This is a genomic window from Streptomyces cavernae, assembly GCF_004023625.1.
GTDB classification, from domain to species: domain Bacteria; phylum Actinomycetota; class Actinomycetes; order Streptomycetales; family Streptomycetaceae; genus Streptomyces; species Streptomyces cavernae.
Genome location: NZ_RPDJ01000037.1, coordinates 101,452 through 116,342 on the forward strand (window position 1 = coordinate 101,452; position 14,891 = coordinate 116,342).

The following is a 14,891-nucleotide window of genomic DNA, read 5'->3' on the forward strand; positions in this document are numbered from 1 at the left end:
CCTCAGCGTGTGTTCGACGTTCTCGACGTCCCGCGCTTGCGCAGCGCGAACACGACCCCGCCGCCGGCCGCGACCAGTGTGACCGCGATGCCGGCGACCGCGCCGGTGTTGACTCCGGCGCCGGTCGCGGCGAGGTCCGAGGTACCGCCGGCCTGCGGGGCGGGCGCGCTTCTCTCGGAGGGTCCGGCTGCCGGGGAGGCCACCACGGTGCCGGCGCCGGGGGACGTGGACCCGGACGGCGACTGAGCGGGGTTCTCCGGCGGCTGTGGCGGGGCCGACGCCGGGGGAGTCGTCGCGGTGGAGGATCCGCAGGCCTTCGACGGCGTGATCAGGTCCGGTTCGATGTAGTCGTCGACGACCTTGCCCTTGGTGAGGACGTGGACGCGGTAGATGGTGTTCGGGGCCCACTCCTCGGAGAAGGTGATCGTCTCGCCCTTGCGGGAGCCCTTGACGTCGTTGGTGCCGATCAGCTCGTCGCCGAGGTAGAGGGTGATGGTCGCCGGGGTGCCCGAGGCGTCCTTGTCGGTGACGCTGATGACGCCCTCGCCGTTCTCGTCGCACAGGGCGGCGGCGGAGAAGTCACGGATGTCGTTGGCGAGGGCGCTGCCCGCGGTGGTGAGCGCGAGCGCTGCCGCCGCGGACGCGACGCCGAGGATGCGCACCGAACGGGCGGTGCGGGAGGAAATGGACACGGTTGCCCTTCAAGGGTTCAGCGACTGAGGGGGGTTGACGGGGTTCCACGCATGCGCAGGAACCCAGGAGGCTCACAGGTTTATTAGCGTCCCGTGAGCGCCGTCAACGCATATGCCGCATCCGACCGTTGCCTTTCCGAATGTCTTTGCGCTTGTCTCTTTCTGCTCGCTTCATTCGGCTCGGGGGCACATCACCGTGCAGAGGGCGTGGAGTCCTGGCGCGCCAGCCGGGCCAGTGCCTCGGGCGCCTCCTCGACGCGGTCCACCAGAGCTATGCGGGACTCCATGGAGCGTTCCCGGGCCAGTGCCGTGAGCAGGGGCCAGACCGGCAGCCTCTCCGTCCAGTGGGCACGGTCGACCAGGACCATCGGAGTCGGCTCGCCACGCGACTCGTAGTAGTTGGGGGTCGTGTTGTCGAACACCTCCTGCACGGTGCCGGCCGCGCCCGGCAGGAACACGACGCCTGCGTTGCACCGGGCCAACAGGCCGTCCTCGCGGGTGGCGTTGGCGAAGTACTTGGCGATGTGCTCGGCGAACGGGTTCGGCGGCTCATGACCGTAGAACCAGGTCGGGATGCCGACCGAGGGGCCGCCGGAGGGCCACCGCTCCCGCACCTCGAAGGCCGCGCCGGCCCAGTCGGTCACCGACGGGGTGAACTTCGGTGCCTTGGCGAGCAGTCGCAGCGCCTCGGTGAGCATCCCGTCGTCGAAGGGTGCCGCGTAAGCGCCCAGGTTGGCCGCCTCCATCGCACCCGGTCCGCCTCCGGTCGCCACGGTGAAGCCGGCCCGGGCCAGCTCACGGCCGAGCCGTGCCGCGCCCTCGTACGACTCCGTGCCGCGCGCCATTGCGTGACCGCCCATGACACCCACCACCCGGGCGCCCACGAGGAGTTCGTCGAGCGCGTCCGAGACGGAGTCGTCGTGGACCGCGCGCAGCATGGACGAGAAGACGTCTCCGTCGCCCATCGTCGCCTGGAACCAGTTGTACGTCCGGGCGTCCGGAGTCGCCTCGTACCCCGCGTCGAGCGAGGCGTACAACTCGTCGGGCGTGTAGAGGAGACCGCGGTACGGGTCGAAGGGCACGTCCGCGACCGGCGGGAAGACCAGTGCGCCCGTGGCGCGCACGCTCGCGGCGGTGTCCGGGTCCATCGGGCAGCCGAGGAACACGGCGCCCTCGGTGTCGACGGACAGCAGTGCGTCGGTCCGTTCCGTCAGGTCGACCGCCTGGACGCGGTAGTGGGCGAGGGTGCCGAGGTCCGAGACGACCTGGTCGAATTCGTCCAGGGTCTCGATCTCACGGTCATGGGATACGTGGGGAGTGGTCGACTGCACCCGCCCATGCTAGGCACGCTCGCCCGGCCGGGTGTTCCGAATGCCGGTTCCGCGCTCGTTCAGCCCTGAACGGCCGCCGGGTCCATCCACATGACCTCCCAGGTGTGACCGTCCGGGTCGTCGAACGCGCGGCCGTACATGAAGCCGTGGTCCTGGGTCTCGCCGCTCGCCGAACCGCCCGCCGCGAGTGCCTTGTCGACCAGTTCGTCGACCTTCTCTCGGCTCTCGGCGCTCAGACAGAGCAGCACCTCGCTGGTCCTGGTGGAGTCGGCGATCTCCTTCTTGGTGAAGTCCGCGTAGCGCTGCTTGCTCAGCAGCATCGCGACGATCGTGTCGCTGATGACGACGCAGGCGCAGTCCTCCGTGGTGAACTGCGGGTTGATCGTGTAGCCCAGTTCGGTGAAGAACTTCTTCGAGGCGTCCACGTCGTTCACCGCGAGGTTCACGAAGATCATCTGCTGGTACATGCGAGGTCTCTCCCGTCGGTCCCGTTCGGTGTGATGCCGTTCGCAGGGGTAGACGCGGGGTGCGGGCGGAACTCATCGCCGAGCGCCGAAGTTTTTTCTGAATTCCTCTGCGACTCCTCTGCGTCCTCCTCCGCGGATTCCTCTGTGGCCTCCTCTACGGGTATTCCTCCGCGGCACCCTCGGCGCGCTTCTCAGCCGCGTAGCGGGACCGCCGCCAGTTCGGCGACCGCCCAGGTCAGCGGGGCGCAGACGGCGAGCAGGAAGACCGCGCGCAGGGCGGCGGCACGGCGCAGCATCGACGGCTTCGCGCCGAGCCGGAGCAGAGCCGCCGTGGTGTGCGCCCGGGCCTGTCGGGCCTCGACGGCGGCCGTCAGCAGCGTGGCGACGGGGCAGCCGATGACCAGCACCGCGCCGAGGGCGCTGAGCGGGCCGGGCCGTGGCCCGCTGTGCAGCACGGCGGCGCCGGCGTACGCGCCGGAGGCCACCGCGCACACGACGCCGAGCGGGCGCCCGATACGCCGGGCCTCCTCCTGGAGGACCCGCCCGGCGAGCAGTCGCAGCGCTCCCGGCCGTACGGCCTGCAGCAGCCGGCCGCAGACATGTGCGAGTGCGGGCCCGGCGATCGCGAGCCCCACCGCGGTGAGCGCCCAACCGATGAGCACACCGCCGGGGCTGCCCGCGAAACCGCCCGGGAGTTCGAGCCCAGAAACGGCGCCCGGCCGCTCGCGCCAGGCGTACGTCTCCGCGGCGAGCCCTGCCGCGAGCAGCGCCATGCCCCAGGGGAGGCCGGAGGGAGCGGGCAGGGGCGGCCGGGGCTCGTGGGCGTCGTAGGGGTCGTCGGGGCCGAACGGGACGAGCGCCGGGAGCCCGGGCGGTGGCGACGGTGCTTCCGGTGCTTGCAGTGCAGGTGGTGCCGGTTGTGTCTCCGGTGCCTCCGCGGTCTCCGGAGCGTCAGGGGCACCGGGCACGGACGCGTCGTAGAACTCGGTCGCGGGGGCGCCCGCGTCGGCTGCCACGGCGCCTCTCGCGCGCGGTGCACCGACCGCTCCGCTCACGGTCCTGGCCCCAGTCGTAGGCCCAGCCCCAGCACCAGCACCAGCACTAGTACCAGTCGTGGTCCCGGTCCCGGTCCCGGTCCCGATCCCGGATCTCGGGCGCCCCGCGGCCCGCGCGGTCCGAGGGTGGAGGGACAGTGCGGTGGCCGCCGAGGCCGTCGCCGGTACCAGGGCGAGCAGGGTCAGGGCCGCCGGCACGGGCAGGCGGCGGTCCGCGGCCAGTGGTCCGGCCGCGGCGCCGCCGAAGGGCAGGCCCGGCAGGTCACCGCGCAGATACAGGAAGAGCACCAGCGCGACCACCGAGCCCGCCGCGCACGCCGCCGCGATGGAGAGCACCGCGAGCCGGGACGGGCCCAGACCGATCGCGGACAGTCCGGTGCGGGGGCGCGTCGTCGGATCCGTACGGGCCACCGCGACCGCGAAGTACACCGTGGTCGCCAGCGGCGGGAGGCACCACGTCAGGCGCAGTGCCGCGGCGCCGGGGTACTGCGGATGCCCGAGCGCGTATCCCAGCGCGCACAGCAGCAGGAAGCCGGTGCCCGCCGAGGCCGCCGCCACCAGCAGCCGGCGCAGCTTGACGACGGGCCGCGCGCCGCGGGCTAGACGGAGAGCGAGCACGCGGTCCGGCCTTCCGTCTCGGCAGCCGGCGGCAGTTGGACCGTGTCGACGCACCGCCCGTCGAGCAGGGACACCGTACGGTCGCCGAGCGCGGCCGTGTCCGGATCGGCCGTCGCCAGCACCACGGTGATCCCGTGCGAGCGTGCCGCCGTGGTGAGCGTCCGCAGGACGTGGGTCCGGTCGGCGCGGTGCAGTGGTGCGGTCGGCTCGTCCGCGAAGAGCACGGCCGGCGAGGGGGCCAGCGCCCGCGCGATCGCCACCCGCTGGCGGTCGGCCTGGCACAGCGCGAAGGGGCGCTTGCGGGCGCAGCCGCCGATGTCGAGCCGCTCCAGCCATTCCACGGCGGCGCCCTTGGCGGACCGGCGGGCGACCCCGCGCAGCAGCAGCGGGAGCGCGGCGTTCTCCCAGACGGTCAGCTCCGGAACGAGTACGGGTACGGGGTCGATCCAGCCGAAGCGTTCCCGCCGCAGTCGCTCGCGGGCCGCCGGGCGCAGGGTGTGCACGGGCAGGCTGTTGAACCACACCTCGCCGTCCTCGGGAGCCAACTGCCCCGACAGACAGCGCAGCAGCGTGGTCTTGCCGCTCCCGCGCGGCCCCGCGACGGAGACGATCTCGCCCTCGCGGACCTCGAGCGAGACGCCGGTGAGCGCGGGAGAGCCGTTGTACTGGAAGTGCAGGGCGCGTGCCCAGAGGACGGCGTCGTCCGGCGGGGCCTCCATGGGCGTACACCTCGATTCAGATCGAATGCCACGCGGAACACCGTCCGGTTCCGCGCGATCCCCCGTCCGGGGGAACGAAGGCAGGAGCTGTCGGTCACGGCCAGGGCCGCGGGTGGGTCACGAGGGGGAGGAGTCCCTGGGCACGCTAGGCAGTCCACTCCGGGAGGCCGGACAGCACGCGGCCCCGGGACGCCGTTTCTCACTCGAACGGGCGGTACCGGGGCCGGTGTTGACTGCCGTCGGGAAGGTCAGAGCTTCGTCCACGCCTCCGTCAGGACCTGGCGGACGATTCCCTCGATCTCGTCGAACGTGGACTGGTCCGAGATCAGCGGCGGCGCGAGTTGCACCACCGGGTCGCCCCGGTCGTCGGCGCGGCAGTACAGGCCGTACTCGAACAGCTTCTTCGAGACGAAGCCGTAGAGAACGCGCTCCGACTCCTCGTCCGTGAAGGTTTCCTTGGTGGCCTTGTCCTTGACCAGCTCGATCCCGTAGAAGAAGCCGTTGCCGCGGACGTCGCCGACGATCGGCAGGTCGTGCAGCTTGCGCAGGGTCGAGAAGAAGGCCGCCTCGTTGTCCAGCACGTGCTGGTTGAGGCCCTCGCGTTCGAACAGGTCGAGGTTGGCCAGGCCCACGGCGGCGGAGACCGGGTGGCCGCCGAAGGTGTAGCCGTGCAGGAAGGTGTTGTCGCCCTTGTAGAAGGGCTCGGCGACACGGTCGGAGACGATGCACGCGCCTATGGGGGAGTAGCCCGAGGTCATGCCCTTGGCGCAGGTGATCATGTCCGGTACGTAGCCGAACTTGTCGCAGGCGAACATCGTGCCGAGGCGGCCGAAGGCGCAGATGACCTCGTCCGAGACGAGCAGCACGTCGTACTGGTCGCATATCTCGCGGACCCGCTGGAAGTAGCCGGGCGGCGGCGGGAAGCAGCCGCCCGCGTTCTGGACCGGCTCCAGGAAGACCGCCGCGACGGTGTCCGGGCCCTCGAACAGGATCTGCTGCTCGATCTGGTCGGCGGCCCAGCGGCCGAAGGCCTCGGGGTCGTCGCCGTGGATCGGCGCGCGGTAGATGTTGGTGTTCGGCACCTTGTGCGCGCCGGGGACCAGCGGCTCGAAGGGTGCCTTCAGGGCGGGCAGTCCGGTGATGGACAGGGCACCCTGCGGGGTGCCGTGATAGGCGACCGCGCGGGATATGACCTTGTGCTTGGTGGGCTTGCCCGTGAGCTTGAAGTACTGCTTGGCGAGCTTCCAGGCGGTCTCCACCGCCTCGCCGCCGCCGGTGGTGAAGAAGACCTTGTTCAGGTCGCCCGGCGCGTAGCCCGCGAGGCGCTCGGCGAGCTCGATCGCCTTGGGGTGGGCGTACGACCACACCGGGAAGAACGCCAGTTCCCGTGCCTGCCTGGCGGCGGTCTCGGCCAGCTCCGCCCGGCCGTGACCGGCCTGCACCACGAACAGACCGGCGAGACCGTCGACGTAGCGCTTGCCCTGGTCGTCGAAGATGTAGGTGCCCTCACCCCGGACGATGGTCGGGACGGGCGCGTTCTCGTACGACGACATGCGGGTGAAGTGCATCCACAGGTGGTCGTACGCGGACCTGTCGGACCCGCCGGGTCGGCCGCGGTCGGTGGTGGACGGGCTGCTCGGGTTGCTGGACGGGCTGCTCACGGCTATCGGCTTCCCCACATGTAGGTCTGCTTCTTCAGCTTCAGGTAGACGAAGCTCTCGGTGGAGCGCACTCCGGGGAGAGACCGGATGCGTTTGTTGATGACCTCCAGCAGGTGGTCGTCGTCCTCGCAGACGATCTCCACGAGGAGGTCGAACGAGCCGGCTGTCATCACGACGTACTCGACTTCGGACATGGCCGTCAGCGCGTCCGCGACGGGATCGAGGTCACCCTCGACGTTGATGCCGAGCATCGCCTGCCGCCGGAAGCCCACCGTGAGGGGGTCGGTGACGGCGACGATCTGCATCACGCCCTGGTCGAGCAGCTTCTGGACGCGCTGGCGCACCGCCGCCTCGGACAGGCCGACGGCCTTGCCGATGGCGGCGTACGGGCGGCGTCCGTCCTCCTGGAGCTGCTCGATGATGGCGAGGGAGACGTCGTCCAGTGCGGGACGTCCGTTCTTGGGATCCCGGGAGCCCCGGGGCTCCCGGGGGTCCTTGGGATCTGTGCTTCGGCTGGCCACGCTGCTCACTCTGCACGAGGACTCGACAGTTCCGCAAGGTGTGATCGATGAAATCCGTTGTCTACGGGCGTAATCTTTGCGGATTTCGTATCAAGGGGGCGGTTGGGCCTGTTGAAAACGTCGGGATACGGACTAGGCTGGGGTTGTCTCAGAGAGTGGACACCCCAGACATCATCAGGATCCCGGACAGCATCAGGAGGGCCGGCAGTGAGCACCGACCTGCGTCGTCTGCGCAACTACATCGACGGAGAATTCCGCGACGCCGCCGACGGGCGGACCACTGAGGTGGTCAACCCCGTGACCGGCGAGGCGTACGCGACCGCACCGCTCTCGGGGCAGGCGGACGTCGACGCCGCGATGGCGGCGGCGGCCGCGGCCTTCCCCGGCTGGCGCGACCAGACCCCCGCCGAGCGCCAGAAGGCCCTCCTGAAGATCGCCGACGCCTTCGAGGAGCGTGCCGAGGACCTGATCGCGGCCGAGGTGGAGAACACGGGCAAGCCCATCGGGCTCACCCGCTCCGAGGAGATCCCGCCCATGGTCGACCAGATCCGCTTCTTCGCCGGTGCGGCGCGGATGCTGGAGGGCCGCTCGGCCGGTGAGTACATGGAAGGCATGACCTCGATCGTCCGCCGCGAACCGGTCGGCGTCTGCGCGCAGGTCGCGCCGTGGAACTACCCGATGATGATGGCGGTGTGGAAGTTCGCCCCGGCGATCGCGGCGGGCAACACGGTGGTGCTCAAGCCGTCCGACACCACCCCGGCCTCCACCGTCCTGATCGCGGACATCGTCGGTTCGATCCTGCCCAAGGGCGTCTTCAACGTCATCTGCGGCGACCGCGAGACCGGCCGCCTGATGGTCGAGCACGACACCCCGGCGATGGCCTCGATCACCGGCTCCGTACGGGCGGGCATGCAGGTCGCCGAGTCCGCCTCCAAGGACCTCAAGCGGGTCCACCTGGAGCTGGGCGGCAAGGCGCCGGTGGTCGTCTTCGAGGACACCGACATCCCCAAGGCGGTCGAGGACATCTCGGTGGCGGGCTTCTTCAACGCCGGCCAGGACTGCACCGCCGCGACCCGGGTCCTCGTCCACGAGGCCATCCACGACGAGTTCGTCGCCGCGCTCGCCAAGGCCGCCGCCGACACGAAGACCGGCCAGCCGGATGACGAGGACGTGCTGTACGGCCCGCTGAACAACCCCAATCAGCTCAAGCAGGTCAGCGGTTTCATCGAGCGCCTGCCCGCGCACGCAAAGGTCGAGGCGGGCGGTCACCGGGTCGGCGAGAAGGGCTTCTTCTACGCCCCGACCGTGGTCTCCGGGCTGAAGCAGGACGACGAGATCATCCAGAAGGAGGTCTTCGGACCGGTCATCACGGTCCAGTCCTTCACCAACGAGGCCCAGGCCGTGGAGTGGGCCAACGGCGTCGAGTACGCGCTCGCGTCTTCGGTCTGGACGAAGGACCACGGGCGGGCGATGCGCATGTCCAAGGCACTGGACTTCGGCTGTGTGTGGATCAACACCCACATCCCGCTCGTCGCGGAAATGCCCCACGGTGGCTTCAAGAAGTCCGGCTACGGCAAGGACCTGTCGGCGTACGGCTTCGACGACTACACGCGGATCAAGCATGTGATGACGTCGCTGGACTGAGGCTGTTCCCCGGCTGATTTCCCCGGCTGATCTCCTCGGCGACGCGCCCACTCACCGCGAGGTCGACGCGGCCCCGGACCGGAGTCCCTCCGTCCGGGGCCGCGGCGTCTCCCGGGTGCAGCAGGCCATCGGGCACGTGGCCCTCGCCGCCCCCGATGCCTCCGTTGGGCGAGAGCTGGGACACAGCTCCCGTGGGGTGCGGGCGTCAGAAGGCGTTGACGAGCGCGACGTAGACAGCGGTGCCGATGCCGACGGAGAGGATCGTGCGCCGGCCTGCGGCGAGATGGACCCCGGCGGTGACGGCGACCGCGAGCAGCGCACGGGGAGTGCTGCGCGGGGCGGCGATGACGGTGCCGTGCAGGGCCGTTACGGCGAGGATCGCGAGGATGCCCACCGGCATCCACACCGACAGCCGGCGCACCACCGCCGAGCCGCGCAGCCTGCCGAGCACCGCGAAGGGGACCGCGCGAAGGGCCAGCGTGATGGCGAAGACGATCGCGAGGACGGCGAGGAGGTAGGAGGTGCTATGCATCGGCGGCCTCCGTGGCGGGGCGGCGGGCGGTGAGGGCATGCCGTGCCAGGAGCAGGGCGACGAACAGTAGCGCGGTGAACATGGCGACGCCGGGGGTCAGTACGAGTGCGACGGTCACGCTCGCTCCGGCGAGCAGGACCGAGGGGACTTCGCCGCGGGAGCGGAACGCGTCCAGGGTGAGCACGGTGAACAACGCGCACAGCGCGAACTCCAGGCCCTCGATCGGGGCGGGCAGGGCCGCGCCCAGGGCGACGCCGATCAGTCCGCCGCCGACCCAGTAGATCTCGCAGGCGATCTGCATCGCCAGCAGCCGGGCAGCCGAGCGCTCTGCCTCGGGCAGGGAGGCGCTGACCGCGTACGCCTCGTCGAACGCGCGCATGGGGAGGCGACCGGCGTCACGCGACCGCCGGGCAAGCCGCACGGGCCCGGGGGAGGCTCAGGGGCGCGGCCAGGGGCGGCCGTGGAAGCGCTCGATGTCCGTGTTGAAGCGCTGGAGACAGTTCGCGAAGACGGCGATCTCCTCGTCGGACCAGTCGGCCATGATCCGTTCGAGGATCTGGACATTGCGCTCGCGCTCCTCGTCGAGCCGGCGTTCGCCCTCCTCCGTGATGCGGAACTTGCGGGCGATGCCGCCTTCCGGGTCCGGGATGCGCTCCACGAGGCCGGTCCGCAGGACGGCGGCGGTCTGCCGGTTGAGGGTGGAGGCGTCCAGTCCGAAGGCGTCGCTCAGCTCACCGATGGACATCGGCCCCTGGACGCGGATGCGGCTGAGCAGGATGTAGGCGCTGCGTTCCAGGGTGGAGTCCTTGGGCCGTCCGTTGGACTTGCTCAGGTGTTGGTAACGGCCGAGCAGCATGTTCTCGTACTCGACCCGGCGCGTGGGCTCGTCCACGGTGGCCCGCCTCCTTCGCTCCTCGTCGCGGCTGCCGCCGGGCGGCAGGAGTCGTCCGCGCACCTCACCACCCGTTACCGCGCAGCTTACCGGCAGTGTGCATGATGCATGCAATATGCATGGAGCAGGCGATGTGTATGCTGCATGTCCTGTGCATCATGCATTCCGATCCTTCACACAGGAGTCATTCATGGCCAACCCGCCGCCGACCGTCCGCCCGGGCGGCGTCATCGCGACCCTGGCGCTCGCCGGCATCGTCGCATCGATCATGCAGACACTGGTCGTGCCGCTGCTCACCGAACTGCCCGCGATCCTCGGCACCAGCTCGTCGAACGCCTCCTGGGTGGTGACGGCGACGCTGCTGACGGGAGCGGTCTTCGGGCCGGTCGGCGGGCGACTCGGCGATCTGTACGGCAAGCGGCGGCTGCTGCTCGTGTGCTGTGTCCCGCTGGTAGCCGGATCGGTGGTGTGCGCGCTGTCCTCGTCCGTGGTGCCGATGATCGTGGGCCGCGGTCTGCAGGGCATCGGCATGGGGGTGGTGCCGCTCGGCATCAGCCTGCTGCGTGATGTGATACCGCCGCAGCAGCTCAGCTCCTCGATCGCCCTGGTCAGCGCGTCCCTGGGGATCGGGGCCGGGCTCGGGCTGCCGATCGCGGCCGCGGTCGCGCAGTACGCCAGCTGGCGGGCGCTGTTCTGGGGTGCCACCGCCCTGGCGGTGGTGGTCACGGCCATGATCTGGTTCCTCGTCCCGGACACCCCCGCGGGTGCGCGGGGTCAGCGCTTCGACTACATCGGCGCCCTCGGACTCGGCGGGGGAGTGGTGTGCCTCCTGCTCGCGGTCTCCAAGGGTGCGGACTGGGGCTGGGGCTCGGGGACCACGCTGGCGATGTTCGGTGCCGCGGCGGCGTTGCTGCTCTCGTGGGGGCTGTGGGAACTGCGGACCCGCGACCCACTGGTTGACCTGCGCACCACCGCACACCCGCGCGTGCTGCTGACCAACGTCGCTTCGGTCCTCGTCGGGTTCGGCATGTACGCGCAGTCGCTGATCTCTCCGCAGCTCCTGCAGTTGCCTGAGGCGACCGGCTATGGACTGGGGCAGTCGATGCTCGCCATGGGCCTGTGGATGGCCCCGGCGGGACTGATGATGATGGTGATCTCGCCGATCGGCGGCAGGCTCACCAACGCTCGCGGCCCCAAGCTCACGCTGATCCTGGGTGCTCTGGTGATCGCGGCCGGCTACGGCCTGTCGCTGGTCCTGATGGGCTCCACCTGGGGCCTGCTGGCCGTCGCCCTCGTGGTCAGCTCCGGGGTGGGCCTGGCGTACGGCGCGATGCCCGCGCTGATCATGAGCGCGGTGCCGCTGTCCGAGACCGCGTCCGCCAACAGCTTCAACACGCTGATGCGTGCGCTCGGCACCTCCGCCGCCGCCGCTGTGATCGGTGTGGTGCTCGCGCAGATGACCACCACGATGGGCGGCCAGGCGCTGCCGTCGGAGAACGGCTTCCGCACCGGTCTGCTGATCGGAGGCGGGGTGGCGCTGGTGGCCGCCGCGGTCGCCGCCTGCATCCCCGCCGCCGCCCGCGGTGCCGCCGCCGGATCAGACGCGGCGGAGCAGAAGCCGACCACTGCCGGGGCGCCCGCGTCCGCGTCGTGAACTCCGCACACATCGCGGGAGTAGCCCGTAAGTTGGCGTGACATGGCCGACATACGCATGTCCAAGTCAGTCACGGACGGACGGGTGGATGTGGAGGAACGGTAGGCATGGACGAACGGTTGGGCGTGGACGAACGCGTGGACGCGGCGGTCACGTTGGGACTGCTGGCGGCGTGGGCGCTGCACGACGCCGAGGAGTTGCTGACGACGCCGCGCTGGCTGCGCAGGAACGTGCCGGGCCCGCGCGAACGGTTCCCGGCGGTGCCCGAGGCGGTGTGGCGCAGGGTCTCGGCGATCGACGGACGTGAATTCGCCGTCGCGGTCGGGGCGATGGCCACGATCGTCGCGACCGCGTCGGCCGCCGGACGGCTCACGGGCGGGCGGTCCGGCTTCTACCAGGTCGCGCTGAACGGTTTCGGGCTGCACGGCGTCGTCCATCTCGCCCAGGCGGCCGCGGTACGCGGATACACGCCCGGTGCCGCCACCTCGCCCTTCCTGGTGATCCCGTTCAGCCTGTGGGCGCGCGGGAGGTTGCGCCGCGCCGGCGTACTGCGCCCCACGCGCCCGCGTGACCTGGCGACCGGGCTGGCGGCGGCGGGCGCGGCCGTCGTCGCGTCGCATGCCGTGGCACGGCGGGTGCTCTCCCGCTGAGCCCGCCCCGCCGTGCCGGTGCGGCGAAGAACGTCCCTGCCGTGCCGGTGCGGCGCCTGCACACCTGCCGTGCCGGTGCGGCGAAAAAGTGTTATCCGCGGCCCCGTCCGGTCGTCTCCCCCTGCGTGCCCCGTTACCCCCACGCACCGGAGCAGCCGTATGTGCCGAGCCGAGAGACGTCGTTCACCGCTGGGACAGCAGAGACAGCTGTTTATTACTGAGGTGGCTGAGAAAGTACGGTGACATCTCAGCGACGGCCGGCATCGGAGGGTACTGACGTGGACGGGCGACAGTGGCGCTCCACCATCGCGGCGGCACAGTCGGGCGACCGGCGGGCCCTTGACGAGCTGGTCGAGGGGTGGTTGCCGCTCGTCTACAACATCGTCGGGCGGGCCCTCAACGGTCATGCGGATGTCGACGACGTCGTCCAGGAGACGATGATGCGGGCCGTCGACAACCTCGGCACGCTGCGTGATCCGGACAGTTTCCGCTCCTGGCTGGTGGTCATCGCGATGCGTCAGATACGGGACCGCGCCCGCCGCCGCACCTCCGAGTCCCTGGCCGACGACGCGGCCCGTGACGCCGCCGACTTCGCCGACCTCACCGTCCTGCGACTGCAGTTGGAGGGCCAGCGGCGGGAGGTCGCGGAGGCGGTGCGCTGGCTCGACGACGAGGACCGGCAGCTTCTGTCCCTGTGGTGGCTGGAGGTCGCGGGTGAACTGTCGCGGCGCGAACTCGCCGCGGCCGCCGGGATCAGCCGCCAGCACGCGGCCGTGAAGGTGCAGCGGATGAAGGCCCGGCTGGAGGCCGCCCGCGGCATCGTCCGTGCCCTCGACGCGTCCTGCCCCCGGCTGCGGGAGGTGACCGCACGCTGGGACGGACGCACCGACTCGGTGTGGCGCAAGCGCCTGGCCCGGCACGTCAGGGACTGCGCGCGCTGCTCCGGCCGGAGCGAGGAGGTGGTGCCCGCCGAGCGGCTGCTGGTCGGGATCGCGCTGGTGCCGGTCCCGGTCGGCTTCACCCTGGCGTTCGCGCTGGGCGGCAAGACCGCGGCGGCCGCGACGGGTGCCGCGGGCGCGGCCGTGCCGGTGGGCTGGTCTGCCAAGGTCCTAGGAGTACTGGGCAAGCCCGCGGTGGCGGTGACCGCCGGGGCGACGATCGCGGCGGGCGGGGTGTACGTCGTCTCCCACGAACCGGACGGTCCACGGCCGCAGGTCGTGATGCCCACGACACCCACGACCGCGCCCCCGACGTCCGCCACACCGTCCACGTCCCCGACCGCCGCGCCCTCGCCGCCGTCGAACACGCCGAGGACCGTGCGCAACACACCGGCCCGAGTTTTGTACGGCACGGTCGTCGACGCCGTCGACAGGGCGCCCGACCCGGGCGCGCGGCCCGCCGCCCTGCCTCGTCGGCCCGAGACCGGAGTGATCAGCAGCGGCGGCCCGAGGGCCGTGATGAACCACCGCGGGGAGAACGTGACGCTGAAGGGCCGCGGATACCTTCTGGTGCGCTGGCAGCTCTCGCCGCAGTACCGGGCCGGTGGGCTGGTCATGCCGTCCTGGAGCGGCCTGGAGGGCAAGCTCTTCCATGTGGCCTCGGGCGGCGGACGCCGCATGGACGACGTCTTCCCGGACAGCACCGACGGCGCCACCGGAATGGGCGGGCCGAGCACCGGATACGCCGTACTGCCGCCCGGCACCCAGCAGATGTGGCAGAACGAGTACTTCTATCTCGACGGCACGGTCACCCTCACCCAGAACGAGCGGGGCTGCGACTACGGCGTGACCGTCTTCCCGCGGTCTTGGGAGGAGGTGAACCAGGACGTCATGACCGGGCCGGACCAGGGGGTGATCCGCTACGGCCTGGTTCGCGACAACGGCAAGGACACGGCTCCGGTGCCGCAGTACCTCACCCGCGCGAAGCCGGACGATCCGGCGACGGTGCCCCAGCGGTCGCAGGTCGCGGCCACTCCTTAGGGGTCCTTTCACTATGCCCGCCCGGGTCGCCTGGTCTGGCAGCCGCTCCCCCAAGCTCTCGGCTGCGCTCGAGCAGGGGGCACCCCCATCGCCGCGTCGCCAAAAGGTCCTAGTAGGACTCCGTGAGGTCGCACTGACCTGCGACGATAGTGATCTCGCGGCAGGTGGCCCAGTGCCCCGCCGGACCAGTTCCCGCAGCTCGGTGCCGCGGGCCGGGCTGCCGGTCGGCAAGGCCGACGGCAACAGCCCCGAACCTCACGGAGTCCTACTAGTAGCTCCGCTACGAGGACCTTCCGGCGCCTTGCGATGCACGGCACCAGACCACGCGACCTCATCGGACGCTCATAGTGCAAGGACCCCTTAGCCTCGATCCACCGATGGGGCCGAGAGTGATCTTCTGATGGGCTTGTGAGCCGGGTGTGGAGCGGTTGCCGTGGACTGGGCAGGCGTTGTCTGCTGGTCTGCCCAGCTCTTCC

General features: G+C 70.8%; 14 protein-coding genes. 4 read left to right on the forward strand and 10 right to left on the reverse strand.

What is annotated here, in order from left to right:
* Positions 1-2 precede the first annotated feature (2 nt).
* The 7 genes from EF387_RS36880 to EF387_RS36910 all read right to left on the reverse strand — a co-directional run bounded on the left by EF387_RS36880 (position 3) and on the right by EF387_RS36910 (position 7,064).
* Positions 3-692 (reverse strand): LAETG motif-containing sortase-dependent surface protein, encoded by a 690-nt coding sequence (locus tag EF387_RS36880; protein WP_128380968.1) that lies wholly within the window; start codon positions 690-692, stop codon positions 3-5.
* A 191-nt stretch (positions 693-883) separates the two neighbouring features.
* Entirely contained in the window at positions 884-2,023 is a 1,140-nt protein-coding gene (locus EF387_RS36885; RefSeq protein ID WP_128380969.1) for an LOG family protein, read from the reverse strand.
* Between the two features lie 59 nt (positions 2,024-2,082).
* Positions 2,083-2,490, reverse strand: coding sequence for a VOC family protein (locus tag EF387_RS36890; protein ID WP_128380970.1), 408 nt, complete (start codon positions 2,488-2,490; stop codon positions 2,083-2,085).
* Between the two features lie 191 nt (positions 2,491-2,681).
* Complete coding sequence (locus EF387_RS36895) at positions 2,682-4,163, reverse strand: hypothetical protein (protein ID WP_128380971.1); 1,482 nt, start codon at positions 4,161-4,163, stop codon at positions 2,682-2,684.
* A complete protein-coding gene (locus tag EF387_RS36900) occupies positions 4,145-4,882 on the reverse strand; it encodes an ABC transporter ATP-binding protein (protein WP_128380972.1) in 738 nt (245 codons plus the stop codon). Before EF387_RS36900 ends, EF387_RS36895 begins: the two co-directional genes overlap by 19 nt.
* A gap of 248 nt (positions 4,883-5,130) precedes the next feature.
* Positions 5,131-6,561 (reverse strand): aspartate aminotransferase family protein, encoded by a 1,431-nt coding sequence (locus EF387_RS36905; RefSeq protein WP_420802661.1) that lies wholly within the window; start codon positions 6,559-6,561, stop codon positions 5,131-5,133.
* Positions 6,546-7,064, reverse strand: coding sequence for an Lrp/AsnC family transcriptional regulator (locus tag EF387_RS36910; RefSeq protein WP_128380973.1), 519 nt, complete (start codon positions 7,062-7,064; stop codon positions 6,546-6,548). The genes EF387_RS36905 and EF387_RS36910 overlap by 16 nt, the downstream gene beginning before the upstream one ends.
* 207 nt (positions 7,065-7,271) lie before the next feature.
* On the opposite strand from EF387_RS36910, the gene EF387_RS36915 reads away from it, so the two are divergent.
* Entirely contained in the window at positions 7,272-8,708 is a 1,437-nt protein-coding gene (locus tag EF387_RS36915; protein ID WP_128380974.1) for a gamma-aminobutyraldehyde dehydrogenase, read from the forward strand.
* Positions 8,709-8,913: 205 nt separating this feature from the next.
* Here EF387_RS36915 and EF387_RS36920 read toward each other — a convergent pair whose 3' ends face one another.
* The 3 genes from EF387_RS36920 to EF387_RS36930 are packed head-to-tail and all read right to left on the reverse strand — an operon-like array spanning position 8,914 to position 10,132.
* On the reverse strand, positions 8,914-9,240 hold the full coding sequence (locus EF387_RS36920) for a branched-chain amino acid transporter permease (protein WP_128380975.1): 327 nt from the start codon (positions 9,238-9,240) through the stop codon (positions 8,914-8,916).
* Positions 9,233-9,619, reverse strand: coding sequence for a hypothetical protein (locus EF387_RS36925; RefSeq protein WP_238431907.1), 387 nt, complete (start codon positions 9,617-9,619; stop codon positions 9,233-9,235). Before EF387_RS36925 ends, EF387_RS36920 begins: the two co-directional genes overlap by 8 nt.
* Positions 9,620-9,676: 57 nt before the next feature.
* Entirely contained in the window at positions 9,677-10,132 is a 456-nt protein-coding gene (locus tag EF387_RS36930) for a MarR family winged helix-turn-helix transcriptional regulator (RefSeq protein ID WP_128380976.1), read from the reverse strand.
* 190 nt (positions 10,133-10,322) lie between these two features.
* On the opposite strand from EF387_RS36930, the gene EF387_RS36935 reads away from it, so the two are divergent.
* From EF387_RS36935 to EF387_RS36945, 3 genes are all read left to right on the forward strand, one after another.
* Positions 10,323-11,786, forward strand: coding sequence for an MFS transporter (locus tag EF387_RS36935; RefSeq protein ID WP_128380977.1), 1,464 nt, complete (start codon positions 10,323-10,325; stop codon positions 11,784-11,786).
* Positions 11,787-11,893: 107 nt separating this feature from the next.
* Complete coding sequence (locus EF387_RS36940; RefSeq protein WP_128380978.1) at positions 11,894-12,436, forward strand: HXXEE domain-containing protein; 543 nt, start codon at positions 11,894-11,896, stop codon at positions 12,434-12,436.
* 278 nt (positions 12,437-12,714) lie between these two features.
* Positions 12,715-14,415: an RNA polymerase sigma factor gene (locus EF387_RS36945; protein WP_128380979.1), complete on the forward strand. Its 1,701-nt coding sequence runs from the start codon at positions 12,715-12,717 to the stop codon at positions 14,413-14,415.
* Positions 14,416-14,891 lie beyond the last annotated feature (476 nt).

Bases quoted from the DNA above. Each gene is read 5' to 3' on its own strand.
- EF387_RS36940 (WP_128380978.1), top strand. From the start codon at position 11,894: ATGGACGAACGGTTGGGCGTGGACGAACGCGTGGACGCGGCGGTCACG.
- EF387_RS36900 (WP_128380972.1), bottom strand. From the start codon at position 4,882: ATGGAGGCCCCGCCGGACGACGCCGTCCTCTGGGCACGCGCCCTGCAC.
- EF387_RS36890 (WP_128380970.1), bottom strand. From the start codon at position 2,490: ATGTACCAGCAGATGATCTTCGTGAACCTCGCGGTGAACGACGTGGAC.
- EF387_RS36925 (WP_238431907.1), bottom strand. From the start codon at position 9,619: ATGCGCGCGTTCGACGAGGCGTACGCGGTCAGCGCCTCCCTGCCCGAG.
- EF387_RS36935 (WP_128380977.1), top strand. From the start codon at position 10,323: ATGGCCAACCCGCCGCCGACCGTCCGCCCGGGCGGCGTCATCGCGACC.
- EF387_RS36920 (WP_128380975.1), bottom strand. From the start codon at position 9,240: ATGCATAGCACCTCCTACCTCCTCGCCGTCCTCGCGATCGTCTTCGCC.